The 22,211-nt window shown below is 72.1% G+C and carries 22 protein-coding genes and 1 tRNA gene; 8 read left to right on the forward strand and 15 right to left on the reverse strand.

Annotation, left to right across the window (positions count from 1 at the left end):
- Positions 1–21: 21 nt before the first annotated feature.
- The 7 genes from rpmE to argS form a co-directional block, all read right to left on the reverse strand.
- Entirely contained in the window at positions 22–240 is a 219-nt protein-coding gene (gene rpmE / locus QSK03_RS21255; RefSeq protein WP_285656314.1) for a 50S ribosomal protein L31, read from the reverse strand.
- Positions 241–518: 278 nt separating this feature from the next.
- Positions 519–2,858: a transcription termination factor Rho gene (gene rho / locus QSK03_RS21260; protein ID WP_502872204.1), complete on the reverse strand. Its 2,340-nt coding sequence runs from the start codon at positions 2,856–2,858 to the stop codon at positions 519–521.
- Positions 2,859–3,218: 360 nt separating this feature from the next.
- Complete coding sequence (gene thrB / locus QSK03_RS21265) at positions 3,219–4,118, reverse strand: homoserine kinase (RefSeq protein WP_285656316.1); 900 nt, start codon at positions 4,116–4,118, stop codon at positions 3,219–3,221.
- A gap of 26 nt (positions 4,119–4,144) precedes the next feature.
- Complete coding sequence (thrC, locus tag QSK03_RS21270; protein WP_285656318.1) at positions 4,145–5,239, reverse strand: threonine synthase; 1,095 nt, start codon at positions 5,237–5,239, stop codon at positions 4,145–4,147.
- Positions 5,236–6,618 (reverse strand): homoserine dehydrogenase, encoded by a 1,383-nt coding sequence (locus tag QSK03_RS21275; RefSeq protein WP_285656321.1) that lies wholly within the window; start codon positions 6,616–6,618, stop codon positions 5,236–5,238. Before QSK03_RS21275 ends, thrC begins: the two co-directional genes overlap by 4 nt.
- Positions 6,615–8,072 (reverse strand): diaminopimelate decarboxylase, encoded by a 1,458-nt coding sequence (gene lysA / locus QSK03_RS21280; protein WP_285656324.1) that lies wholly within the window; start codon positions 8,070–8,072, stop codon positions 6,615–6,617. Before lysA ends, QSK03_RS21275 begins: the two co-directional genes overlap by 4 nt.
- Before the next feature lie 57 nt (positions 8,073–8,129).
- Positions 8,130–9,782: an arginine--tRNA ligase gene (argS, locus tag QSK03_RS21285; RefSeq protein ID WP_285656327.1), complete on the reverse strand. Its 1,653-nt coding sequence runs from the start codon at positions 9,780–9,782 to the stop codon at positions 8,130–8,132.
- A 405-nt stretch (positions 9,783–10,187) separates the two neighbouring features.
- On the opposite strand from argS, the gene QSK03_RS21290 reads away from it, so the two are divergent.
- Complete coding sequence (locus QSK03_RS21290; RefSeq protein WP_285656330.1) at positions 10,188–10,862, forward strand: thioredoxin-like domain-containing protein; 675 nt, start codon at positions 10,188–10,190, stop codon at positions 10,860–10,862.
- A gap of 20 nt (positions 10,863–10,882) precedes the next feature.
- The gene (locus QSK03_RS21295; protein ID WP_285656332.1) at positions 10,883–11,644 is read left to right on the forward strand and encodes a DUF305 domain-containing protein; all 762 of its coding nucleotides are present in this window, start codon (positions 10,883–10,885) and stop codon (positions 11,642–11,644) included.
- A 184-nt stretch (positions 11,645–11,828) separates the two neighbouring features.
- Here the strand turns inward: QSK03_RS21295 and QSK03_RS21300 are convergent, their stop codons facing one another.
- Entirely contained in the window at positions 11,829–12,827 is a 999-nt protein-coding gene (locus tag QSK03_RS21300) for an NAD(P)-binding domain-containing protein (RefSeq protein WP_285656335.1), read from the reverse strand.
- A gap of 86 nt (positions 12,828–12,913) precedes the next feature.
- Here QSK03_RS21300 and QSK03_RS21305 point away from each other — a divergent pair.
- Positions 12,914–12,988, forward strand: a tRNA-Arg gene (locus tag QSK03_RS21305).
- Positions 12,989–13,079: 91 nt separating this feature from the next.
- Positions 13,080–14,516 carry a tyrosine-type recombinase/integrase gene (locus tag QSK03_RS21310; RefSeq protein WP_285656337.1) on the forward strand — a complete coding sequence of 479 codons (1,437 nt, stop codon included), beginning with the start codon at positions 13,080–13,082 and terminating at the stop codon, positions 14,514–14,516.
- A gap of 381 nt (positions 14,517–14,897) precedes the next feature.
- Here QSK03_RS21310 and QSK03_RS21315 read toward each other — a convergent pair whose 3' ends face one another.
- Together QSK03_RS21315 and QSK03_RS21320 are read right to left on the reverse strand one after the other, a co-directional pair.
- Positions 14,898–15,539 carry a hypothetical protein gene (locus tag QSK03_RS21315; protein WP_285656340.1) on the reverse strand — a complete coding sequence of 214 codons (642 nt, stop codon included), beginning with the start codon at positions 15,537–15,539 and terminating at the stop codon, positions 14,898–14,900.
- Positions 15,540–15,547: 8 nt separating this feature from the next.
- Positions 15,548–16,132 carry a hypothetical protein gene (locus tag QSK03_RS21320; protein WP_285656345.1) on the reverse strand — a complete coding sequence of 195 codons (585 nt, stop codon included), beginning with the start codon at positions 16,130–16,132 and terminating at the stop codon, positions 15,548–15,550.
- Positions 16,133–16,466: 334 nt separating this feature from the next.
- Here QSK03_RS21320 and QSK03_RS21325 point away from each other — a divergent pair, with 334 nt between their 5' ends.
- Together QSK03_RS21325 and QSK03_RS21330 are read left to right on the forward strand one after the other, a co-directional pair.
- Positions 16,467–16,673 (forward strand): hypothetical protein, encoded by a 207-nt coding sequence (locus QSK03_RS21325; protein ID WP_285656348.1) that lies wholly within the window; start codon positions 16,467–16,469, stop codon positions 16,671–16,673.
- 17 nt (positions 16,674–16,690) lie between these two features.
- The gene (locus tag QSK03_RS21330; protein WP_285656351.1) at positions 16,691–16,825 is read left to right on the forward strand and encodes a hypothetical protein; all 135 of its coding nucleotides are present in this window, start codon (positions 16,691–16,693) and stop codon (positions 16,823–16,825) included.
- Between the two features lie 6 nt (positions 16,826–16,831).
- On the opposite strand, the gene QSK03_RS21335 is transcribed toward QSK03_RS21330, so the two are convergent.
- Together QSK03_RS21335 and QSK03_RS21340 are read right to left on the reverse strand one after the other, a co-directional pair.
- On the reverse strand, positions 16,832–17,233 hold the full coding sequence (locus QSK03_RS21335) for a cupin domain-containing protein (RefSeq protein ID WP_352232022.1): 402 nt from the start codon (positions 17,231–17,233) through the stop codon (positions 16,832–16,834).
- Between the two features lie 494 nt (positions 17,234–17,727).
- Positions 17,728–17,997: a hypothetical protein gene (locus QSK03_RS21340; RefSeq protein WP_285656357.1), complete on the reverse strand. Its 270-nt coding sequence runs from the start codon at positions 17,995–17,997 to the stop codon at positions 17,728–17,730.
- 407 nt (positions 17,998–18,404) lie between these two features.
- Here QSK03_RS21340 and QSK03_RS21345 point away from each other — a divergent pair, with 407 nt between their 5' ends.
- Positions 18,405–19,583, forward strand: coding sequence for a hypothetical protein (locus QSK03_RS21345; RefSeq protein WP_285656360.1), 1,179 nt, complete (start codon positions 18,405–18,407; stop codon positions 19,581–19,583).
- A 94-nt stretch (positions 19,584–19,677) separates the two neighbouring features.
- Here QSK03_RS21345 and QSK03_RS21350 read toward each other — a convergent pair whose 3' ends face one another.
- From QSK03_RS21350 to QSK03_RS21360, 3 genes are all read right to left on the reverse strand, one after another.
- Positions 19,678–20,073: an NUDIX hydrolase gene (locus tag QSK03_RS21350; protein WP_285656362.1), complete on the reverse strand. Its 396-nt coding sequence runs from the start codon at positions 20,071–20,073 to the stop codon at positions 19,678–19,680.
- Complete coding sequence (locus QSK03_RS21355) at positions 20,070–20,354, reverse strand: hypothetical protein (RefSeq protein WP_285656365.1); 285 nt, start codon at positions 20,352–20,354, stop codon at positions 20,070–20,072. Before QSK03_RS21355 ends, QSK03_RS21350 begins: the two co-directional genes overlap by 4 nt.
- 70 nt (positions 20,355–20,424) lie before the next feature.
- Positions 20,425–21,030, reverse strand: a complete 606-nt coding sequence (locus QSK03_RS21360) for a sigma-70 family RNA polymerase sigma factor (RefSeq protein ID WP_285656368.1) — start codon at positions 21,028–21,030, stop codon at positions 20,425–20,427.
- Between the two features lie 666 nt (positions 21,031–21,696).
- Here QSK03_RS21360 and QSK03_RS21365 point away from each other — a divergent pair.
- Entirely contained in the window at positions 21,697–22,011 is a 315-nt protein-coding gene (locus QSK03_RS21365) for a cupin domain-containing protein (RefSeq protein WP_285656371.1), read from the forward strand.
- Positions 22,012–22,211: the final 200 nt, after the last annotated feature.

Raw genomic sequence — 22,211 nt, forward strand, 5'->3', positions numbered from 1 at the left:
GGACGACGGGCGTCGGAGGAGCTACTTGCGGCCGGCGCGCTTGCCGTAGCGGGCCTCGAAGCGGGCCACGCGGCCGCCGGTGTCCATGATCCGCTGCTTGCCCGTGTAGAACGGGTGGCACGCGGAGCAGACCTCGACGGTGATGTTGCCGCCCGGCTTGGTGCTGCGGGTGGTGAACGAGTTGCCGCAGCCGCAGAGCACCTGCGTCTCGTGGTACTCGGGGTGGATGCCGCTCTTCACGGTGGTGGGTCCTCTCGCGTCGTGGCGCCGGGTCCCCGCGGCCTTCGTGTCGTACCGGGCCGTGTCGTCTGGGGTGAACCGGAACCTGCTGTTGCGGGCCATTCTCGCAGGACCGCCCGCTGATCTCCTCAACCAGGTCGGGCCGGCCGTTGTTCCCTGCCGCCCTGGCCGCCCGGCCCCCGCGAACGAACGGCGCTCTCACTGCTTCGGAAGCAGCGAAAGCGCCGTTCGTTCGTCGGACGGGCGCGCGGTCGGCCCAGCGCTCTCGCACGGAGGCGCTAGTCGTCGTCCTTGCCGGGGGTCGTCTTGGCCACCTGCATCAGGAACTCGATGTTCGTGCGCGACTTGCGCAGCCGGTCGAGCACCAGCTCGATGGCCTGCTGGGAGTCCAGTGCAGCCAGGACCCGGCGGAGGCGGTGGGTCACCGCCATCTCGTCCGGCGAGAGCAGCAGCTCCTCCTTGCGGGTGCCCGACGGGTCGGGGTCGATCGCGGGGAAGATGCGCTTGTCGGCGAGCTTGCGGTCGAGCTTGAGCTCGGCGTTGCCGGTGCCCTTGAACTCCTCGAAGATCACCGTGTCCATCGTCGACCCGGTCTCGACCAGCGCCGTCGCGAAGATCGTCAGCGAGCCGCCGTCCTCGATGTTCCGCGCGGCGCCGAGGAAGCGCTTCGGCGGGTAGAGGGCGGTCGAGTCGACACCGCCGGACAGGATGCGCCCGGACGCCGGAGCCGCGAGGTTGTACGCGCGGCCGAGGCGGGTGATCGAGTCGAGCAGCACCACGACGTCGTGACCCATCTCGACCAGGCGCTTCGCCCGCTCGATGGCCAGCTCCGAGAGCGAGGTGTGGTCCGACGGCGGCCGGTCGAAGGTCGAGGCGATGACCTCGCCCTTCACCGAGCGCTGCATGTCGGTGACCTCCTCCGGCCGCTCGTCGACGAGCACGACCATGAGGTGGACCTCGGGGTTGTTCGTGGTGATCGCGTTGGCGATCGCCTGCAGCACCATCGTCTTGCCGGCCTTCGGCGGCGAGACGATCAGCGCGCGCTGGCCCTTACCGACCGGCATCACCAGGTCGATGACGCGCGTCGTCAGCAGGTGCGAGTCGGTCTCGAGGCGCAGCCGCTCGTTGGGGTAGAGCGGCGTCAGCTTCGTGAACTCCGGGCGCTTGCGCGCCTGCTCGGGGTCCAGCCCGTTGATCGAGTCGATGCGGACCAGCGGGTTGAACTTCTGCCGGTTCTGCTCGCCCTCGCGCTGCTGGCGCACCTGGCCGGTGACGGCGTCGCCGCGGCGCAGCCCGTGCTTGCGGACGAGCGACATGGACACGTAGACGTCGTTCGGGCCGGAGGCGTAGCCCGAGGTGCGGACGAACGCGTAGTTGTCCAGCACGTCGAGGATGCCGGCGACCGGGATGAGGACGTCGTCCTCGCGGACCTCCGGCTCGCCGCCGCCCTGGCGCTCGCCGCGGTCGCCCCGGTCGTTGCGGTTGCGCCGACGGTCGCGGAAGCGCCGGCCGCGCCGGCGGCCACCGCCCTCCTCGTCGTCGTCGTCCTCGCCGCCCCGCTGGTTGGTCTGCTGCTGGCCGCCGCCCTGGCCGCCCGGACCGCCGTTGTCACGGCCGCCCTGACCGCCGTTGTCACGGCCGCCCTGGCCACCGCCGTCACGGCCACCCTGGCCACCGCCGTCACGGCCGCCGCCCTGCTGGCCGCCCTGACCGTTCTGGTCGGGCCGCTGCTGGCGGTCGCGCTCACGCTGACGGCGGGAGGGGCCGCCGGAGCCGTCGCCCTGGCCGCCCTGGCCCTGACCACCCTGACCCTGGCGGCCCCCGTCGCCGTCGGGCGTCGTGTCGGGGCGCTCGGTGGCCGGCGCGGTGTCGGTGGCGGGGGCGGAGTCGGTCGCCGCGTCGCTCGTGGTGTCGGTCGCCGTGTCGGTGCCGGCGGTGTCGGCGGCGGCCGCGGCCTCGACGCCCGGGCCCGCGTCGCGGCGGGCGCCCCGGCGACCGCGGCGCGACGAGGACGGCGCGTCTCCGCCCGTCGTCGTGTCGGTGCTCGCACCGGCCGACCCGGAGCCGTTCTCGCTGGTCACGGCCGCGCTCGCGGCCGCCTCCGCGCCGGGCACGGCGTCGGACGCGGCGGTCACGTCGGCGGCCGGGGCCGCGGTGTCGGTGCCCGTCGCCGGTGCCGCGGCCGGAGACGCGGCCTGCTCGGGGGCGGACTCGGTGCCGGTCTCGGCGGCGGGCTCGGCGGGCGAGCCGGTGGCCGCGGTGGCCCGGCGGCGGCCGCCGCGGCGACGCGCCGGCGCCGCCTCCTCGGCCGGCGCCTCGGAGGGCGCGGCGGTGTCGGCGGGGCTGCTGCTCGCGCCGTTCGTGTCGGCGGCGGCGCCGTCCTCGGCGAGCGGGAGCTGGTCGCCGCCGGACTGACGCTTCTTGATCTCGGCGATGAGGTCGTTGCGCCGCATCCCGGTGGTGTCGGTGACGCCGAGGGAGGTCGCGAGGTCGCGCAGCTCGGCGAGCACCATGCCGGACACACCTCCCCGCCGGCGCCGCTCGGGCGCGGACGCTCCCGTGGCGGGAGTCTCGGCGTCCGCGGCGCCGTCGGTGGAGATGACGTCGGTTTCGGTCACGCAGGTCCTTCCTGACCGGCCCGGGGACCACCCGGGCCAGCGGACGTGTCCGCCCCGCACGCAGCGGGGCTGCTCGCGGGACCGTGGTGGCCCGACGGACCGACGAAGATCGGCCCCGGGCGGGACAACGGCCCGCGGAACTCTCGTACAGCGATCATGAGTGTCCGTCCGCCGGGACGAGACCCGACGGCTGGGGAAGAGGGTGGCCCCTGTCTTCAACGGGACCAGGGCACCGACGCGCCACACGCGTGGTCGCTGTGAAAACCAATGTAGACCCCGCCGTGTGCACCGGCAACAACCACCCCCCGCGTGCCGTACCGCGCGACGCGGACGTCCCGGGACACACGCCCGGAGATCCCCTCAGAGCACCTCGGTGCGGGCACCCTCGGTGTCGACCTCGAGCGCGCGCACGGTGAACCCGGTGGTGTCGAGTCCGTCGGGCAGGCGCCCGTCGAGGGTCAGCGCGAGGACCGTGGGACCCGCGCCGGAGACCACCGCCGCGACGCCCTCGGCGCGCAGGTGGTCGACGACCGCCGCCGTCTCGGGGTAGGCGGGCCGCCGGTAGGGCTGGTGCAGCCGGTCCTCGGTGGCCTCCAGCAGCAGCTCGGGCTCGCTGGTCAGCGCGTGCACGAGCAACGCCGCCCGGGCCGCGGTGAACGCGGCGTCCGCGTGCGGGACGCGGTCGGGCAGCAGGCCGCGGGTCGCCTCGGTCGAGCTCGAGCGCTCGGCGACGAGCGCCACCGGCCGCAGCGCCGGGTGCGGGGTCAGCCGCGCCGCCCGCCACGCCCCCTCGTGGCCCCAGCTGACGACGAGGCCGCCGCGCAGGCACGCCGCGACGTTGTCGGCGTGCCCGTCGAAGCCCGCGGCGAGGTCGAGCACCGCGTCGTCGTCGAGCGGGTGGGTCGCCGCCAGCAGCGTGCGGGCCCCGGCGATCCCGGCGACGGCCGCGGCCGCCGACGACCCCAGGCCCCGGCTGTGAGGGATGAGGTTGCGACATCGCAGCCGCAGCGACGCCCGGGGGGCGCCGGCGCGGTCGAAGGTCGCGTGCGCGGCGCGCAGCACGAGGTGCCGCTCGTCGCGGGGCACCCGTCCGGCGCCCTCCCCCTCGACGTCGACGGTGCAGCCGTCCCCGTCGCCGATCGCGAGCTCGACGTCGTCCCACATGCCCAGCGCGAGCCCGAGGGTGTCGAAGCCGGGTCCCAGGTTCGCCGAGGTGGCCGGGACGCGGACGCGCACCGCCCCGCCGGCGGGAGGGCTCACCTCCCGCGCGACCTCCGCCCCGGCGCTCAGCGCAGACCCAGGGCGTCGGCGACGGCGTCCACCTGCGGCGGGAGGACCACGGGGTCGGAGGCGTCCGCCAGGGCGGTCGCCGGATCCTTGAGGCCGTGCCCGGTCACCGTGGCCACGATCAGCGAGCCGCTCTCGAGGCGTCCCGCCCGCGACCGTGCGAGCAGCCCCGCGACCGACGCGGCCGACGCCGGCTCGACGAACACGCCCTCGCGGGCGGCCAGCAGGCGGTAGGCCTCGACGATGGCGTCGTCGTCGACCGCGAGGATCTCGCCGCCGGACTCGTCACGGGCGGCGATCGCACCGGCCCAGGACGCGGGCGACCCGATGCGGATCGCCGTCGCGAGGGTCTCGGGGTCGGGCACCGGGGCGCCGTGCACCAGCGGCGCGGCGCCGGCCGCCTGCGCGCCCAGCATCCGCGGCGTGCCCGCGACGACCCCGTCGCCGGCGTACTCGGTGTAGCCGCGCCAGTAGGCCGTGATGTTGCCGGCGTTCCCGACGGGCAGGGCGTGGATGTCCGGCGCGCGGCCGAGCTGGTCGCAGATCTCGAACGACGCGGTCTTCTGGCCCTCGATGCGCGCCGGGTTCACCGAGTTGACCAGCGCGATCGGGTACTGCTCGGCGGAGCGGCGGGCGAGCTCGAGGCACGCGTCGAAGTTGCCCTCGAGCTGCAGGATGCGCGCGCCGTGCACGGTGGCCTGGGCCAGCTTGCCCAGCGCGATCTTGCCCTGGGGCACCAGCACCGCACAGGTCATCCCGGCCCGCGTGGCGTACGCGGCGGCCGAGGCCGAGGTGTTGCCCGTCGACGCGCAGATGACCGCCTGCGCGCCGCCGGCGCGGGCCTCGGTCATCGCCACGGTCATGCCACGGTCCTTGAACGAGCCGGTCGGGTTCGCGCCCTCGATCTTGAGGTGGACCTCGCTGCCGAGGAGGTCCGACAGGTACGGCGCGGGCAGCAGCGGCGTGCCGCCCTCGCGCAGCGTCACGACGTCCCAGCCGGGCTGCACGCGCGGCAGGCGCTCGCGGTAGGCGTGGATGATGCCGGGCCACTCGACGCGGGCCCCCACGGACGGCGCGGGCACGACCCCGGTCACGACCCACCTCCCAGCTCGGTCACCGGACGGCCCAGCCCCTCGACGCGAAGGACCCCGGCCACGCCGCGCACCGAGTCGAGCCCGGTGAGCGCGTCCACGGTGGCCGCGAGCGCGGCGTCCGGGGCGGAGTGGGTCACGATCACCAGTGTGGCGTCCTTCGGGCCCGGCGCGCCATCGTCCACGTCACCCTCGCCCGACGATCCGTTCCGCCCCTCCTGGCGCACCGTCGCGATGCTGACCCCGTGCTCGGCGAACACGCCCGCGACCTGCGCGAGGACCCCCGCGCGGTCGGTGACGTCGAGCGCGACGTGGTAGCGCGTGCGGGTCTCGCCCATGGCGATCACGGGCAGGTCGGCGTGGGCCGAGTCGCGCGGGCCGCGCCCGCCGATGACCCGGTTGCGCGCGGCGGCGACGAGGTCGCCGAGCACCGCGCTCGCCGTCTGCGGGCCCCCGGCGCCCTGGCCGTAGAACATCAGCTGCCCGGCGGCGGCCGCCTCGATGAACACGGCGTTGTAGGCGCCGGACACCGACGCCAGCGGGTGCGAGCGCGGGATCATCGCCGGGTGGACGCGGGCGGACACCTGCCCGTCGGTCTGCTCGCAGATCGCCAGCAGCTTCACGGTGCACCCGAGCGCCTTCGCCGCGGCGATGTCGGCGGCGGAGACGTCGCGGATGCCCTCGCGGTGCACGTCGTCGGCGGTCACCCGGGTGTGGAAGGCGAGGCTCGCGAGGATCGCGGCCTTGGACGCGGCGTCGTAGCCGTCGACGTCGGCGGTGGGGTCGGCCTCGGCGTAGCCCAGCCGCCCGGCCTCCTCCAGCGCCTCGGTGTAGTTCGCCCCCGAGGACGCCATCGCCGAGAGGATGAAGTTCGTCGTGCCGTTGACGATGCCCGCGACCCGCACGATCCGGTCGCCGGCCAGCGACTGCTGGATGGGGCGCAGCAACGGGATCGCGCCCGCGACCGAGGCCTCGTAGTAGAGGTCGGCGCCGGACTCGTCGGCCGCGGCGGCGAGGGCGGCGCCGTCCTCGGCCAGTAGCGCCTTGTTCGCCGACACCACGGACTTGCCGTTCTTCAGCGCGGTGAGCAGCAGCCCGCGCACCGGCTCGATGCCCCCGACCAGCTCGACGACCACGTCGACGTCGTCGCGGGTCACGAGGCCCGCGGCGTCGGTGGTCAGCAGGTCGGCCGGCACATCGGGGTGCCGCTGCGGGCGCCGGACGGCCACGCCGACCAGCGTCAGCGGTGCCCCGATCCGGGCGGCCAGCTCGTCGGCCTGCTCGGTCAGCAGGCGCACCACCTGGGAACCCACGACCCCGCAGCCCAGGAGGGCCACGTTCACGGACCTTCGATGGTCCAGCTCCGCTGCGCTTCGTGTCATGACACCTCCAGCCGGGACAGGTCGTCGAGGGTCTCGCGGCGCAGCAGCGTCCGCGACGTGCCGTCCGCCACCGCGACGACCGCCGGACGCGGCACCTTGTTGTACGCGCTCGCCATCGCGTAGCAGTAGGCCCCGGTCGCGGCGACCGCCACGAGGTCCCCCGGGGCGAGGTCGGCCGGCAGCCAGCAGTCGCGGACGACGACGTCGCCGGACTCGCAATGCTTGCCGACCACCCTGCTGCGCACCGGGAGACGCAGCGCAGCGGAGCTCGACCCGTCGACGTCCGGGGCGGACGCGGCTCGGGAGACGAGCCGGCAGTCGTAGTGCGCGTCGTAGAGCGCGGTGCGGATGTTGTCGCTCATCCCGCCGTCGACGCTGACGTAGCGTCGCCGCAGCCCGCCGCCGAGCTCCACGTCCTTGACGGTGCCGACCTCGTAGAGCGTCACCGTGCCCGGGCCGGCGATGGCGCGGCCGGGTTCGACCGCGATCCGGGGCGGCGCCAGGCCGACGCGCGCGGACTCGCGGTCGACGATCGCGCGCAGCTCGGACGCCAGCCAGGCGGGCGAGCGTGGGGTGTCGGCGGCGGTGTAGGCGATGCCCATGCCGCCGCCGAGGTCCACGGTGCCCAGCGCGTCGGCGACCGCGTCCCCGTGCTCGTCGCGCATCTCGGCGAGCAGCCCGATCACCCGGCGGGCGGCGAGCTCGAAGCCGTCCGCGTCGAAGATCTGCGAGCCGATGTGGCTGTGCAGGCCGACGAGGTGCAGCCCCGGCGACTTCACCGCGCGGCGCACGGCCTCGGCGGCGTCGCCCGCGGCCAGGGAGAACCCGAACTTCTGGTCCTCGTGCGCCGTGGCGATGAACTCGTGGGTGTGCGCCTCGACGCCGACCGTCACGCGCACCATCACCGGCGCGCGGGTGCCCCGCTCGCGGGCGATCTCGTCGAGCCGCGCGATCTCGGTGTAGGAGTCGAGGACGATCGCCCCGACCCCAGCGTCCAGCGCCGCCGCGAGCTCGTGGCGGCTCTTGTTGTTGCCGTGGACGGTGATCCGCCCGGCGGGGAAGCCGGCGCGCACCGCCGTCGCCAGCTCGCCCTCGGTGCACACGTCGAGCCCGAGGCCCTCGTCGGCCACCCACCGCGCGATCTCGGCGGTGAGGAAGGCCTTGCCCGCGTAGTGCACGAGCGACGGGTCGCCGTACGCGGCCGCGTGCTCGGCGCAGCGTGACCGGAAGTCGGCCTCGTCGACGACGAACAGCGGGGTGCCGTGGTCGCGGGCCAGCGTGCCGACGTCGACGCCGGCGAGCTCGACGACCCCGTCGTCGCGCCGCACGGCGTGGCGGGGCCAGACCGCGGCGGGCAGGACGTCGAGGGCGGCCGTGTCCGGAGGTGCCGTGCCGTCCTCGTGGTGGGCGATGACGTCGGCGTGGCGGGGCCCGGCGGGATGGGCTCTCGTCATCGGTTCGAGCTCCGCTCCGCTCCGTCTCTGGTGGTCATTCCGCGGACTCCTGGGGTGTCACATGCGCTCGGGCGCGCTGACGCCGAGCAGGTCGAGGCCGTTCGCGAGCACCTGGCGGGCCGCGGAGCACAGCGCGAGGCGCGCCGTGTGGATTCCCGCCGGGGTCTCGTCCCCCTGGGGCAGCACGCGGCAGGTGTCGTAGAAGCGGTGGTACGCGCCGGCGAGCTCCTCGAGGTAGCGCGCCACCCGGTGCGGCTCGCGCAGGCTCGCGGCCGAGCCGAGCACGCGCGGGAACTCCCCGAGGGTGCGGATGAGGTCGCCCTCGCGGGGGTGGGTCAGCAGGCCGAGATCGGGGTCGTCGGCGCTGACCCCGAGGTCCGCGGCGTTGCGGGCCAGCGAGGCCAGCCGGGCGTGCGCGTACTGCACGTAGAACACGGGGTTCTCGTTGGTGCGGCTCGAGATCAGGTCGAGGTCGATCTCGAGCACCTGGTCGACCGACGAGCGCGCCAGGGTGTAGCGGGCGGCGTCCACGCCGACGGCGTCGACGAGGTCCTCGAGGGTGATGATCGTGCCGGCGCGCTTGGACATCTTCACCGGCTCGCCGTCGCGCACGAGGTTCACCAGCTGCCCGATGAGCACCTCGACGCGCGCGGGGTCGTCGCCGAACGCGGCGGCGACGGCCTTCAGCCGGTGGATGTAGCCGTGGTGGTCGGCACCCAGCATGTAGATCGCGAGGTCGGCGCCCCGGGCCCGCTTGTCGCGGTAGTAGGCGATGTCGCCGGCGATGTAGGCGGGCCTGCCGTCCGACTTGATGACGACGCGGTCCTTGTCGTCGCCGTGGTCGGTGGAGCGCATCCACCACGCGCCGTCGGCGAAGTACAGCGCCTCGTCGTCCTTGAGGTCCTGCACCGCCTTCTCGACCGCCCCGGAGCTGTGGAGCGCGAGCTCCGAGGACCACACGTCGAAGTGGGTGCCGAACGACTCGAGGCTCGCCCGCATCTCGTCGAGCATGATCTCGACACCGAGGCGCTTGAACGCGGCGAGCTTCTCGTCCTCGGGCTGGTCGAGCACGCCCTGCTCGGCGTCCACCACCTTCTGCGCCACCTCGGCGACGTACGCCCCGCCGTAGCCGTTCTCCGGCACCGGGCGGCCCTCGGCCGCGGCGATGAGGGACTCGGCGAACCGGTCGATCTGCGCGCCGGCGTCGTTGACGTAGTACTCGCGGGTGACCGCGGCGCCCTGCGAGCCGAGCACCCGGCCCAGCGCGTCGCCGACCGCCGCCCAGCGCGTCCCGCCGAGGTGGATCGGGCCGGTCGGGTTGGCCGAGACGAACTCGAGGTTGATCGCCTGGCCGGTGAGCGCGTCGGTGTGCCCGTAGCCCGCCCCGGCCGCGAGGACGTCGGCGACGATCCCCGCCTGGGCGTCGGCCGCGAGCCGCAGGTTGAGGAACCCGGGGCCCGCCACCTCGGCGGTGGCGATCCCGTCGGTGTCGGAGAGGCGCGTGGCCAGCCAGCCCGCCAGGTCGGCGGGCGCGACCCCGGCCTTCTTGGCCGAGCGCAGCGCGAGGTTGGTCGCGTAGTCGCCGTGCTCGGGGTTGCGCGGCCGCTCCACCGTGACCGTCTCCGGCAGCACCGCCGTGTCGAGGCCGCGCTCGGTGAGCACGTCCACGGCGACGGCGTGCAGGAGATCGGCGAGGGCAGCGGGGGTCACCTCCGAGAGTCTAGGGACCGGGCGCACCCGCGATCGGAGGCCGCCGGACGCCGTGGTCACGGCCCGTGGCGACGTCGCGGAGTGATCACGCGGCGTGTGCACCCGTCACGAGAGTGTCACCGGGCTCTCCGTAAACTCCGGCCCATGGCGAGTGGTGGGTCCGGCCGTCGGAGCGGGTCGAGCTCGGGGTCGGGGTCGGGACGGTCGTCCTCGGGTCCCTCGCGCGGCGGTCGCGACGGCGCGCGTCCGAGCGGCAAGCGGTCGGGCGGTGCGGGTGGCTCGTCCCACGGGCAGCGCTCGGGCAACGGCCAGCGCGGCGGCCAGCGCCCCACGGCCAAGCGCGGACCCAATCCCGTCACGCGCGGTAAGCGGCCCGCGGCCGGGACGCGACGCCAGGTGCCGTGGATGGTGATCGGCGCCGTCACCGTCGTGGTGCTGCTCGCCGCCGGCATCATCGGGTTCGCGCTCATGCGCAACAGCGAGGTCAGCGCCTGGCGCCCGAGCGACGACAACCGCGACCCCTCCCTGGCGATCCCGGGCGTCGTCACCGGGCAGTACGCCGGGCAGCAGCACGTCACCGCGCAGCAGCGGGTGGCCTACGACCGCTCGCCCCCGTTCGGCGGGCCGCACGACGCGTACTGGGCGGCGTGCAACGGCGTCGTCTACCCGAACCCGGTGCGCACCGAGAACATGGTGCACTCCCTCGAGCACGGCGCGGTGTGGATCGCCTACAACCCCGAGCAGGTCACGGGCCCGGCGGTCCAGACGCTCGCAGCCAAGGTGTCGGGCCAGAACTACACGATGATGTCGCCCTACCCGGGCCTCGACCAGCCGATCGCGCTGCAGTCGTGGGGCCACGAGCTCAAGCTCGCGGACGCCAACGACCCCCGCGTCGACCAGTTCATCTCCTCGCTGCGCCAGAACCAGTACGCCTACCCCGAGGTCGGCGCGAGCTGCGACGCCCTCGGTCCGGGCTACTTCGACCCGGACAACCCGCCGCCGTTCGACCCGACCCCGCCGCCGCCGAACGCGGTGACGATGGACGGGCGCGGCGCCAACGCGGGCAACGGGGCCGGATGAGCGCGTCGACCGAGTCACCCGTGACGGATCCGGATCTCGTCGACCCGCCGCCGCCCGTCGACGACGACGGCGGTGACGGCGAGGGCGACGACGGCGGGCGCGGCCCCGGCTGGTGGGTCGCGAGCCCGCCGTGGGCGAAGGCCTTCGTCGCCGGGGGCCTGGCGCTGCTGCTCGTCCTGGTCGGCGTGATCGGCGGGATCGAGATCGGCCGCGCGACCGGCGAGACCTACGGTCCGGCCGAGGACTCGATCGACGTCGGCTTCCTGCAGGACATGGTCGTGCACCACGACCAGGGCGTGCAGATGGCCGTGTGGGCGCGCACCAACACCGCCGACCCGCAGATCCGCCAGATCGCGTTCGACATCGAGTCGACCCAGACGTCCCAGACCGGGCGCATGGAGGGCTGGCTGACCCTCTGGGGGCAGCCGACCACACCGCCGGGCGGGCAGTACATGGCGTGGATGGGCATGCCGACCGCGGCGATGCCCGGCATGGCCTCGGCCGACGACCTCGCCCGCCTACGCGCCGCCACGGGCCGCGAGATGGACGTGATCTTCCTGCAGCTCATGCTCCGCCACCACCAGGGCGGGCTGCCGATGATGCAGGCGGCAGCCACCGGCGCCTCCGTGCCGGCGGTGCGCGCGCTCGCCCAGAGCATGGTCACGTCCCAGACCGCCGAGGTCGGCACGATGACCCAGATGCTGACCGACCGCGGCGCCGCCCCCCTCCCGGCACCCGACCCCCACGCCGGCATGTCGATGCCGGGCATGCCGATGAACTGAGCCTCCCGAGCGCTCGCCTGTTCGAGCGATGCGGCTTTCCTGGCGTGTGACGCCAGGATCGCCACATCCTCGGTCGCGCGACACGCCGAGACGTGAGCCTTCCGGTGGCGCCCGGACTCCGAGATTGCGATCTCGGTGACGATCGCCGTCAGATCTGAGCGCGATCGTCACCCGGACACCGATCTCAGCGGTCCAGACGTGCCCGGACCTCCGCTTCCGCGACCGCGAGCGGCGTGGCGTCGGCCTCACGGCGCAGCGTGTCGAGCCGCTCCCCCGCGTCCGGGCGGCTCCACTCGCGGGCGAAGTCTCCGGACAGGATGTCCTCGTGCATGACGCGGCCGAACCGCGTCGCGAGATCGCCGTGCTCGTCCAGCGCGGCCAGCGACCGCAGCTGCCCGTACTGCGAGGTCCGCGAGTGCAGCCCCAACTGCCCGAACAGCCCGTCGCGGGCGATGTGCGCGAACACCTCCGCCGGCTCCGCGGACAGGTAGAGCTCGTTGAGCACCGCCTCCTCGGTGAACCCCGCGCCGACGGCCACGCGGTGGGCGGTGCGCAGGACGTCGAGGACCGCGGGCCAGATCGCCTGCTCGCTGAACAGGTCGAGGGCGGCCTCCTCGCGGGCACTCGACACGATCGCGCCGCCCAGCGTCCCGCCGATCGCGCGCGCCACGGCCATGGTCGTGTCCCACGCCCGGCCCGTCGCGTCCCGCTCCACGGAGACGAAGCACGGGAAGCCGTGCCGGTCGACGTAGCGGTCGCGCACCGCCGCGCCGATCATGCGCGGCGCGACCATGACGACGTCGACGCCCGCGGGCACCTCGAGCAGCCCGAAGGCCCAGTTGTAGCCGCTGGCGACGACGAGCGTGTCACCGTCGCGCAGGCCCGGCGCCACCTGCTCCGCCACGAGCGAGGGCTGCACCTCGTCGGGCACGAGCAGCAACGCGAGGTCCGCGGCCGCCGCGGCATCGGCGATCGAGCGCAGGTCGAATCCCTCCTCGGCCGCGGACGTCGCGTACTCGTCGTCCCGGTTCCCGACGATCGGCGCGTGCCCCGAGTCGCGCAGGTTCGCGGCCTGCGCCGCACCCTGGTTGCCGAACCCGAGCACGGCGATCGTGCGTCCGGACAGGGCGGCCAGGTCCGACGCCTCGATGCTGCGGTCCCGGTGGATCTTCGCGTGAGCCATCACCCGAGCGTGGTCCGCGCCCCGCTCGCGCACCACCCCGCCCCGCCGATCCGATCACGTCGGTGCGCTAGGCTGGTTTTTGGTCCGCCCCCGTAGCTCAGGGGATAGAGCACCGCCCTCCGGAGGCGGGAGCGCAGGTTCGAATCCTGCCGGGGGCACCACCCGCCGACCAGCGAAAACGTCGTTGGGTCGTTACCGGTCTGAGTCCGCGTGACACGGGTCGTGACACGAGCGGCTCCTACCGTCCGTGTCATGCCACCTCGGAAGCGCAGGCAGCGGGGCCACATCGGGCAGCTGCCGAGCGGCGCGTACCGCGTCCGCGTCTACGCCGGCACCGACGCCCTGACCGGCCGTCCGCGCCAGCTGTGCGAGACCGTCCCGACCTATGCCGAGGCCACGAAGGCGCTGACACGGCTCCAGGGCCAGGTCGACGAGGACACCCACCCGAAGTCGGACATCACCGTCGGGCAAGCCGTCGAGCGGTGGCTCGAGGTCGTCGTGCTCGAGGACACCACCCGCGAGCGCTACGACGACCTCATCCGCCTCTACGTGCTGCCGACGTTCGGCGCCATGCCCGCCGGCCGCGTCGACGCCGAGCTCCTCGAGCGCTTCTACGCACGCCTGCACCGCTGCCGCGTCCTATCGTGCAACGGCAAGGCGCGCGGCGGCCACGTCTGCCGTCCGCTGAGCACGAGCACCACGCGGAAGGTGCACTACATCATCCGCGGCGCCCTCGACCGTGCGGTGCGCTGGCGCCACCTCGGGGTGAACAAAGCCGCTATGGCCGAGGCGCCCGCGCCGCGGCGCACCGAACCCGACCCGCCCAGCGCCGACGAGGCGGCGCGACTGCTCAACGCCGCGTGGAGCGACCCGGAGTGGGGTCTGCTGCTGTGGCTGACCATGCTCACGGGCCCCCGCCGTGGCGAGGTCTCAGCGCTGCGCTGGCGCCATATCGACTTCGCGCGCGGGCTGCTCTGGGTGCACCAGGCCAACGCGCAGACGAAGGCCGGGCTCAAGGAGAAGAGCACGAAGACGAACCAGCGCCGCAAGGTCGCCCTCGACGAGCACACCGTTGACCTCCTGAAGGCGCACCGGGAGCGGTGGCGCGAGCGCTGCGAGCAGCTCGGCGTTCCGCTCAGCCCCGACGCCTTCGTCTTCTCCCCTGCCCCCGACGGGGCGACTCCCTACCTCCCGCGAGCCATCAGCCAGCGCTACCGCCGCCTCGCGCTGCGGCTGAAGCTGCGCAGCACGCGCCTGCACTCGCTCCGCCACTACTCGGCCACCGAGCTCGTCGCCGCCGGCGTCGACATCCGCACTGTCGCCGGCCGCCTCGGGCATGGCAGCGGCGGCGCCACCACCCTCAAGGTCTACGCCGCCTGGGTCGACGAGGCCGACCGTCGGGCAGCCACCACGATGGCGACGGTCCTCCCCCGTCCAGTTCCGGAGGCATCAGTCCGCCGCAGCCCGTACGAGGGCATCGCCGAGGCACTACGCGAGCAGATTCGCTCCGGTGCCCTGCAGCCCGGTGCCGAACTCCCGACGGTCGCCGAGATCGCCGTTGCCAACACCGTCGCCGTCGGTACAGCCCACCGTGCCCTCGCGGCACTCAAGGCGGACGGCCTGGTGAGGGTGTCTCGCGGGCGAAGGGCTGTGGTGCAGGGTCTGTCCGACACGATGGCCAACCGTTAGCGCTCGCGCCAATCGTTGCTCACGACCTCGAGGCCTACCCGAGCCAGAGCAACTGAGCCAGCGGCGAGGACCTTCGCTGCTTGGTCAAGTGCGGCCCTGGCGGGCCGCGCAGCCACGCCCGCCCCCGGCAACAGGACGCCCAGGACCAAAGAGATGTCCGTCGCCGGACGGACAGGCCTCCGAGATGACGGGGACGTACCGAAGTGCGGGACGTGTTCGTTGAGTGGTGGCGAGATGCCATCCCGGCGACCCGGAGGGCTATCACACCGCCGGCCAGCGGCAAGCCTGGTTGACCCCATTCCGGTGGCGCTCGAAGGTTGCCTCCCCCGGCGGCGCGATCGAGCTACGCCTGGTCGGCGGAATGGAACCAAGGACGCTCGCTTACTGTGCTACTTGTCGCACCGCTCCAGCCAAATTCGGGTCGTCGTCCGGCCCTCGCCAGAAGGTTACGGCGATCGATTCACCGGCCCCTACCGCCCTTGTGGCCTGCTCGACCGGCAGCAACTCGTTGAACACGACCAGACCTACGGCAGGTCCGCCTGCGGCAGCCCGTCCCCACTCGCTTATCAATGTGCGCACCTGCTCTACCGCACGCTCAGCCATGCCGCGTCGAAACCTCGAAGCAAGCTTGGCCTCGACGAACATAGTGCGCCCATCAGGGAGCTGCGTTACGAAGTCTGCCTCACGCCGACCCAACTGAACGTTTGCTGAAATTTCTGGCGTCCATTCGATGGAGGCAAGCACCCTGCCGAGCGCCTCAGCAAGATTCTTCTCGAAGTGGTACGCGTGGAGCCAGCCGCCAATCATCGGGCTGCGATCGCGGTCAGGCTCCTCAAGTGCAGTTACCCGGTCTGCGGGAACGGTGACGATCTCCGGTTCGTCCGAGTCAGGGAAGGTGACCGCTACGTCGACATCAACACCGTCGCGTCGAACCGTGGTCGAAACTACGCGGCCCTTCACCTCGTCGAGACCCCACGGCACGACGACGGTGTCACCCAGCGCAAAATCAGCTAGTTCAGACATGACCCGCCTCACCACGGACTCGGTATATTTAAGAATCCTGATAGCCAGATAGAGACCAGTCGGTCGAAGATGGTCACTAGCTGGTCGAGCTCTGCCCGCCATGCTACACCTAGTCCTAGCAAGTCGCGGCCAGGAAAAGAAGTGAGCAACAGCGCTAGCTTCTGGTCATCGCCGTGGGCAGTCGCATTACGCAGCTTAAGTAGCGTGTCGAGATTGGAAAGCCACCCGCCCGCTGAGGAATTCTCTTGCTTTGCCAGGCCGGAAAGACCCGCGAGGCCAAGGCGCCGGAAATCAGTATTAATGCTGCTCTCTGTTGCGTTTCCTTGGCTAAGCTTCGTGCTCTCTAGTGCGTTCCGAATCTGAATTGCCAGATCGGGCGTATTTGTTACCGTCTGATCCATAAATTCGATAACGACAAGGCGGTGCAAGTCTCTACAGTAGCGCTGGAACTCCGCGCCCAACTGAACGATGTAGGCACCGCTTGCGCGCTCGTACTCCACCGATAGGGGCGCCGAAGAGACTGCGATTCCGTGGAGAGCAGCAAGGCGCGCGTCGCTTCCGGAAGACCATTCGTCGAGCGCGGACGAACCCACGACCGGGAAGGTACCGGCCCGCGCTGCCGCCGCGAGGCGACATGCCGCCGACGTATAGAGGCAGGCTCGACGCGGAGGCTACGCCGTCCCCGGTGCAGATTTCGGGTACAAGACGCACGACGCACTGGCAGACAGCCACAGACACCGTCAGACAGTGATCATGCCCGGTCAGCGGCCCGCGCCGGACGAACTCGCAGGCGCTACGCGGTCCACGGACTACCGCTGACCTACTGGCCCAGACCTGGGGTTTCGGCGGTCGACCCCGCCCCGGGTACAGGTCGGGTACGGCCGAGCGCCCCGTCGACCAGGCCTCCTGCACGCCTGGGTCGCGACGGTGGACGAGACCGTGGTCGGCCACGCGCTCGTGACCACCGCGCAGTCCGACGTGGCGGCTCCCGCTGCCTGGGTTGAGCAGGGCGCCGATCCGGCCACGATCGTTGTCGGCGGACGCCTGTTCGTTGCTCCGGCCGGACGAGGCCATCAGCTCGGGACCAAGCTCGGCCCGTTCGATCACCGACTGGGCGGCACGCCACTCGCCTGATCTCCGGGGACGACGTCATGACCAAGGACACCGCCGCCATCGCGATCTACGAGCGTCTCGGGTGGCAGCGGATCGGGAGCACCATGCACGACATCGGCCACGGCGCCGAAGTCCCCGCCTGCCACTACGTCAGGCCGGCACCGGCGACCTGATCCTGCCTATCCGAGGAACATGAACCCGTGACGGTGCTGCAGCTCGTCGAGGTCGACGTCATCACGGTCCATGTCCTGGAAGAACTCTTCCAAGCCCGCGGGCACTGCAACGATCAGCTTCTCTCCTCGCTCGTCGCCCCACGCGGTAGGAGTGCGACACTCCCTGGGGCAGTACACGAAGTTCCCCGCGCTCGCCGAGGACGTCTCGTCGCCACACGTGACGGTGTACTTCCCCGCCAGGACGTAGAAGCACTCGGCAGCCCGGTGATGCACGTGCAGCGGCACCTCATCACCCGGCGGCCCGGAGCTCTGAACGGCCGCGATCCGCCCCAGAGGTCTGTGCACCGCCGACCAGGAGCCTGCCTCCGGTAGAGAGCAATGGCGAGCCTGCCGGGCGGACGCACACACAAGGCCCGCATCGTCTCGTTCCCCATGAGTCGCACCCTCTCGGAGACCGGGCCCGGGATCGGTGAGGACCTTCTCTGCAGGATCAAGTGCGGCCCTGGCGGGCCGCCCATAGGCAGCCCCTGCGGCCCCGCCTCCTGTCTTCGACCCGGCGGGGCCGCGCGGACACGCCCGCCACGGGCAGCAGAACGCTCAGAACCGAAGAGATGTCCTCGCCGGACGGGCAGGTACCCGGGATGGCGGGGATGAGCGGAGAGGCGCGACGGGTCCGTGGGTGGTGACGAGGTGCCATCCCGACAACCTTCCGAAGGGAGGTATCACGCCGCCGGCGAGCGGCAAGCCTGGTCAGGCCCAATCCGATCGCACGCGAAGGTTGCCGCCCACCGACGACGTGATCTGGCTACGCCAGGTCGACGGGATGGCGATGCCGCACGTGCTGCCGTCCGAGAGGACCAGCCCGGCGTCGGGCACCGGCTCGACGCCGAGCTGGCCAACCGTCAGTCCTTGATCTCGAGCTTCACGCGCGTCCCCGACGCAATGACGCGCGCCCACCCGTCGACGATCTTCGAGTCCGGACGCTCGCCGGTCGCGGCCTTCAGCTCACGCGAGAGCTTCGCCTTGACCTCGTCGACGGACGCGCCAGCCGTCGAGCGGTGCGCCCGGTCGAGCGCCCGCTGGAGATCGGCGCGGCGCTGGTCGACGGCGTCATGGACCGCCCGCTGGAGCGCCTTCTCGTTGATCTTCACCTTGATCTTGGCCTTCGCCACCTTGATCCTCCTGATCTGGTGACCAGAGACCCATCTCCCCTAGGTGTGGCGGCCTGCGACACCCCGTTGTAGGTTGCGATTGCTGAAGTCGAACCCGGAGCGGATGGTCCCTGCGAGCGGACCATCCGCTCTCGGCTAGGTTACGACCTGGTCACAGCGTTCGCTCGAACGTGTGTTCCCTGCGCGCCCGGCGGTCGAACTTGATCGTCTAGTGGCTGAGGCGAGCCGAGCGGCACCCCCCGCGTCGAACTCGCGCCTCCGTCCGTCGGTCGCGCCGTAGCCCCCGTCACGACGACGACGGCGATGCGGCTACGCGGGCCGGCGGCGGCGACTCACGGGACGGTCATCGTCTCTGGTCTTCCATGAACCTGGACCTCCATGTCAGTCCCAGTCAGCACACTGCTCGCATGGACTCTGCCGAGTTGGAGCCTTCCTGGGAGCCACCTGCCCCCAGCGAGATGCCCGATCTCAGAGCGCGGCTGGTCGACTATCTGGGTGGGTCCGCAATGCACGCCTCGGTGGCGTCCGCGTTGGGCGAGGGGCGGGGCGCGATCTCGCCGCGCACCGGTGATCTCGGGCGCGATGCCCGCATCCTGATCGGAGAAGAGCTCGAGCGGCTCAAGGCCGCGGAGCTGTTCTACGTGGATGCTGACATGACCCGGCTCGCGGTGGCCGCGACCGAGACGTTGCCGGTGCACGGTCTGCATCCCACAGATGTGCCGGCACCTGCGGGGTTCTGCGTGTTCGCGGAGCCGATCGCGACCTACCTCAACGAGGGCGGGGACTTCGACGGACAGCCCACCTCGATCGTCGCGGTCTCCTGGGGCGACTCGCCCCTGATGCGCCTGACTCGCGAGCGTGGCCTGTGGATGACCCAGTGGACCTGGAAGCAGCCCGACGCCGTCGCGGCGCAGATCCACCAACGCCACGGAGTGCCCCTGGCCCGCGCCCTCGACCACGCCCACCGGGCAGTCGGTCCGCTGGCGTGGGAGAACGAGGTCACGATGCTCTATGGCGCTACCGGGCAGCTGGCCACCCTGACCACCGCCTCCAACGAGCTCGCCAGCGTCGAGGACGTCGACGAGAACACCCGAGGCGCAGACATCGCCGGCGGCACCATGCACACCGGCATGATCGTCCGGGCCACGTGGCTCCTGATGACCCAACCCGGCGTCGCCGACATCGACACCGCGGCGCTGTCCCGCGCGGAACGTCGACGCGCCAAACGCGACGGGCGCGAACCCCCCGCCGTTCGCGTCGTGCGGATCCGGCACACCGAGGACCACCCGGATCCCGAAGAGGGAGCTCCGGCGCGCTACCGGGTGCGGTGGACGGTGCGCGGCCATTGGCGCCGGCAGTGGTACCCCAGCCGCGGCGACCACCGACCCGTCTGGATCAACCCCCACCTCAAGGGCCCCGACGGGGCGCCGCTGCATACGGGGCAGACCGTCCACCTGCTGGACAGCAAGGGCGAAAGCCGCAGACGGGACGACGAGGGCGTGACCACGTCGAGCGAGAGCACACGAGGGACCTCAGTCGCGCCACCGGCCAAAGACCCCGGTCTCGAGACTGGCGACGCAAGCTAGTCCGACAGGCTGGCTTGAATACGGTGGGGATGTCCGCTCGAACCAGGGCGGCCACCGCGCGCTGGCGCCAGCAGGTCAAGGTGTCGAGGGCCGACTAGCCGAAAGCTCCCTCAAGGTACCGACGGACCGGGCCGAACAGGGTCGGCTCCAGAAGGCTCAGCGCCTCGGCCACCGGCCGCCAGAACGAGACCAGCTCCTCGCCGCCCACCTCCCGAATCGGGCCCACGGAGTCCGTCGGCACGACGAGCTCGGCGGCAACGTACGCGATGCGCGCCCCGGTCACGGGGTGAACGCGTTCACCGAGGACATTGACCGCGCGGACGCTGAGACCGGTTTCCTCGTCGGTCTCGCGGACCGCGGCCTGCTCGACGGTTTCGCCGGGCTCGACCTTGCCCCCGGGGAAGGCGACCGGCGGAAGACGGTCGGGGCGTTCGATCAGCAGGACTCCCAGTGAACTGGTCACGACCGCCAACGCAACAGTCGCGGTCACGAGGAGCGCTGCAGGTCGCGAAGCGCGGCCAGGGTGCGGTCGATGCTTGCGAGCACGTTGGGGGGTTCGGGCTGAGCATGGTCCAAGTCAGCGCGAAGTAGCGTCCAGGACGCGCGATGTGCGGTGTCGTTGAAGCCACCCAGCTGGTGCAGAGCCGCCTCGGCGCGGCGGTCGCCGTCAAGGGCGGCCGTGAATAGCCGACCGATCGCGTCCCGCGCGCCGCGGGGGGCGCCGGCCTCGAGGTAGTCGGTGTCACAGGTACTCATGCGGTGGGTGGTCATGTTGGTTGGACGCAGCTCGCGGGCTCGCCGTTCCCACCGTCGCGGAGCAGGTGGGAACGGCGAGCAACCGTCACAGATCAGCCCGGGCCTCTCGACGACCCTCCGCTGCGAGGTGGGACAGGATTGTCCCGCGGGCGCGGTGAGCCCGAGACTTCACCGTTCCGACGGCCACGCCCAACAGCTCGGCGGCCTCCTCGTTCGTGAGCCCGTCGAGGTGGAGCACCTCCAGCACCAGGCGCTGGTCCCTCGGCAGCAGCGCGAGCAGGTCGGGCAGCACGGCCGCCGCGTGCTCGCGGTCGACAACCTCCAGCGACGGGTCGCCCGTCTCGGTGCGGTCGGGCTGCTCGTGCGACTTGTACAGCTCCCCGACTGGTGTGAACGGCCTGGCCCGGCGTCGCCGCGCGGCGCTCAGCGTCTCGTTCACGGTGATCCGGTGCAGCCAGGTCGACACCTTCGCCTCCCCTTTGAACGCTGCCGCGCTCGTGAGCACGCGTAGCCACACCTCCTGCACCACGGCTTCGGGGTCTGGCTCGGACCACGCCATCCGTCGAACGAGGGTCAGCAGCATCCGCTGGTACCGGTGCACCAGGACCGCGAGCGCGTCGGTGTCTCCGGCGACATGGTCGGCGAGCAGGTCGGCGTCGGTGCGTGGGTCGACATGCGGCTGGGTGGTCATGGTGGCCTCCGACCGGGAGAAGAGGTCGGGGCTGGTGGGCCCCGGGCGGTGGGCGGAGGCGCTTGCTGCCTCCACCGCCCGAAGGGCGCCGAGCGGGCCGCGGAGGCTCGCGGTCAAGGGCCGGACGGAGTCCGGTCGCGCAGCGACGCGTAGCGCCCTTGATCAACGTAAGAAGCCGAACGCAAGAGCTGATCTCGCGAAGCAGTGCCTCGTCGGGCCCGGTGCCCATCGGGCGAAGGCGTTCTGTGCCTTCGCCCCGGGGGCGCCGCGTCCGCCCGTGGAGGCTCACCGGCAAGGGTCGAAGAGCAGAAGATCTCTCGGGCCGCGCTCGGCATCGGGGCGGAGCCGGCCCGTAGGGCCGTCGTGAAGGCGCGGCCCGAAGATGTTCTGCGGCCCTTGCTGGTGAGGGACGGGCGGATCAAGCTTCCGGGCCCGCAGAAGGAGCAGGCGCCGCCGAAGGCGGCTCCGTAGCGGGCCTTGGCCGGGCACGGCCTTGAGCCGGTACTCCGAGCCGAGACCGTCGATCCTGTCGGGCCCGGCGCCGAGGCAGACTGCGGCGATGGCTCAGGAGGCGAGGCGGGGTCAGTGCGTGCGCGCCGGAACCGGCGAGACGTTGCCGGCGGCCGGGGGGCGGCTGTTGATCGGGAGCGAGGCTCGGCCGGCTCGTTGACAATCGTCGCGAGCCAGGCCCCGGCGGGCGACGAGGTGCCGCTTCATGTGCACCACCACGTCGACGAGTGCTTTCTCGTGCTCGTTGGGCATTACGCGGTGACCTGCGGCGACGATCGGTTCGAGGCGGGGCCCGGTGATCTGGTGTACCTACCCGCCGGTGTGCCCCACGCCTATCGGGTCGGTGATCAGCCCGGCGACAAGCTGATCATCGCTGTGCCGGCCGGGCTCGAGGAGTTCTTCCGCGACCTGGGACGCGACGGGCTGGACATGGACGAACTTCAGCACCGCCACGGGATCACCTTCTTGTGATCCCTTGCGTCCCATGAGCAACGCGGCGCAAGAGGGCGTGGCGGTGGCGCTTCCAGCGCGGCGGTGCTGCGACCTAGTGCCGCGGCAAGGAACGTTGGCGCTGTAACCGAGGGCTTGATCAGGATCTTGAGGGGTTGGAGGCTGTCGCCCGGGAGGTGGGGCGATGGCACGGCCTGCAGAGGTGTTCGTCCGGGAACTGT

It is taken from the genome of Actinomycetospora sp. NBRC 106375, assembly GCF_030269665.1.
Lineage (GTDB): Bacteria > Actinomycetota > Actinomycetes > Mycobacteriales > Pseudonocardiaceae > Actinomycetospora.

What these genes read in the sequence shown, in the direction of transcription:
- QSK03_RS21275 (WP_285656321.1), bottom strand. Translation starts at nt 6,618, where the DNA reads ATGACACGAAGCGCAGCGGAGCTGGACCATCGAAGGTCCGTGAACGTG.
- lysA (WP_285656324.1), bottom strand. Translation starts at nt 8,072, where the DNA reads ATGACGAGAGCCCATCCCGCCGGGCCCCGCCACGCCGACGTCATCGCC.
- QSK03_RS21290 (WP_285656330.1), top strand. Translation starts at nt 10,188, where the DNA reads ATGGTGATCGGCGCCGTCACCGTCGTGGTGCTGCTCGCCGCCGGCATC.
- QSK03_RS21300 (WP_285656335.1), bottom strand. Translation starts at nt 12,827, where the DNA reads ATGGCTCACGCGAAGATCCACCGGGACCGCAGCATCGAGGCGTCGGAC.
- QSK03_RS21310 (WP_285656337.1), top strand. Translation starts at nt 13,080, where the DNA reads ATGCCACCTCGGAAGCGCAGGCAGCGGGGCCACATCGGGCAGCTGCCG.
- QSK03_RS21315 (WP_285656340.1), bottom strand. Translation starts at nt 15,539, where the DNA reads ATGTCTGAACTAGCTGATTTTGCGCTGGGTGACACCGTCGTCGTGCCG.
- QSK03_RS21330 (WP_285656351.1), top strand. Translation starts at nt 16,691, where the DNA reads ATGACCAAGGACACCGCCGCCATCGCGATCTACGAGCGTCTCGGGTGG.
- QSK03_RS21345 (WP_285656360.1), top strand. Translation starts at nt 18,405, where the DNA reads ATGGACTCTGCCGAGTTGGAGCCTTCCTGGGAGCCACCTGCCCCCAGC.
- QSK03_RS21355 (WP_285656365.1), bottom strand. Translation starts at nt 20,354, where the DNA reads ATGACCACCCACCGCATGAGTACCTGTGACACCGACTACCTCGAGGCC.
- QSK03_RS21360 (WP_285656368.1), bottom strand. Translation starts at nt 21,030, where the DNA reads ATGACCACCCAGCCGCATGTCGACCCACGCACCGACGCCGACCTGCTC.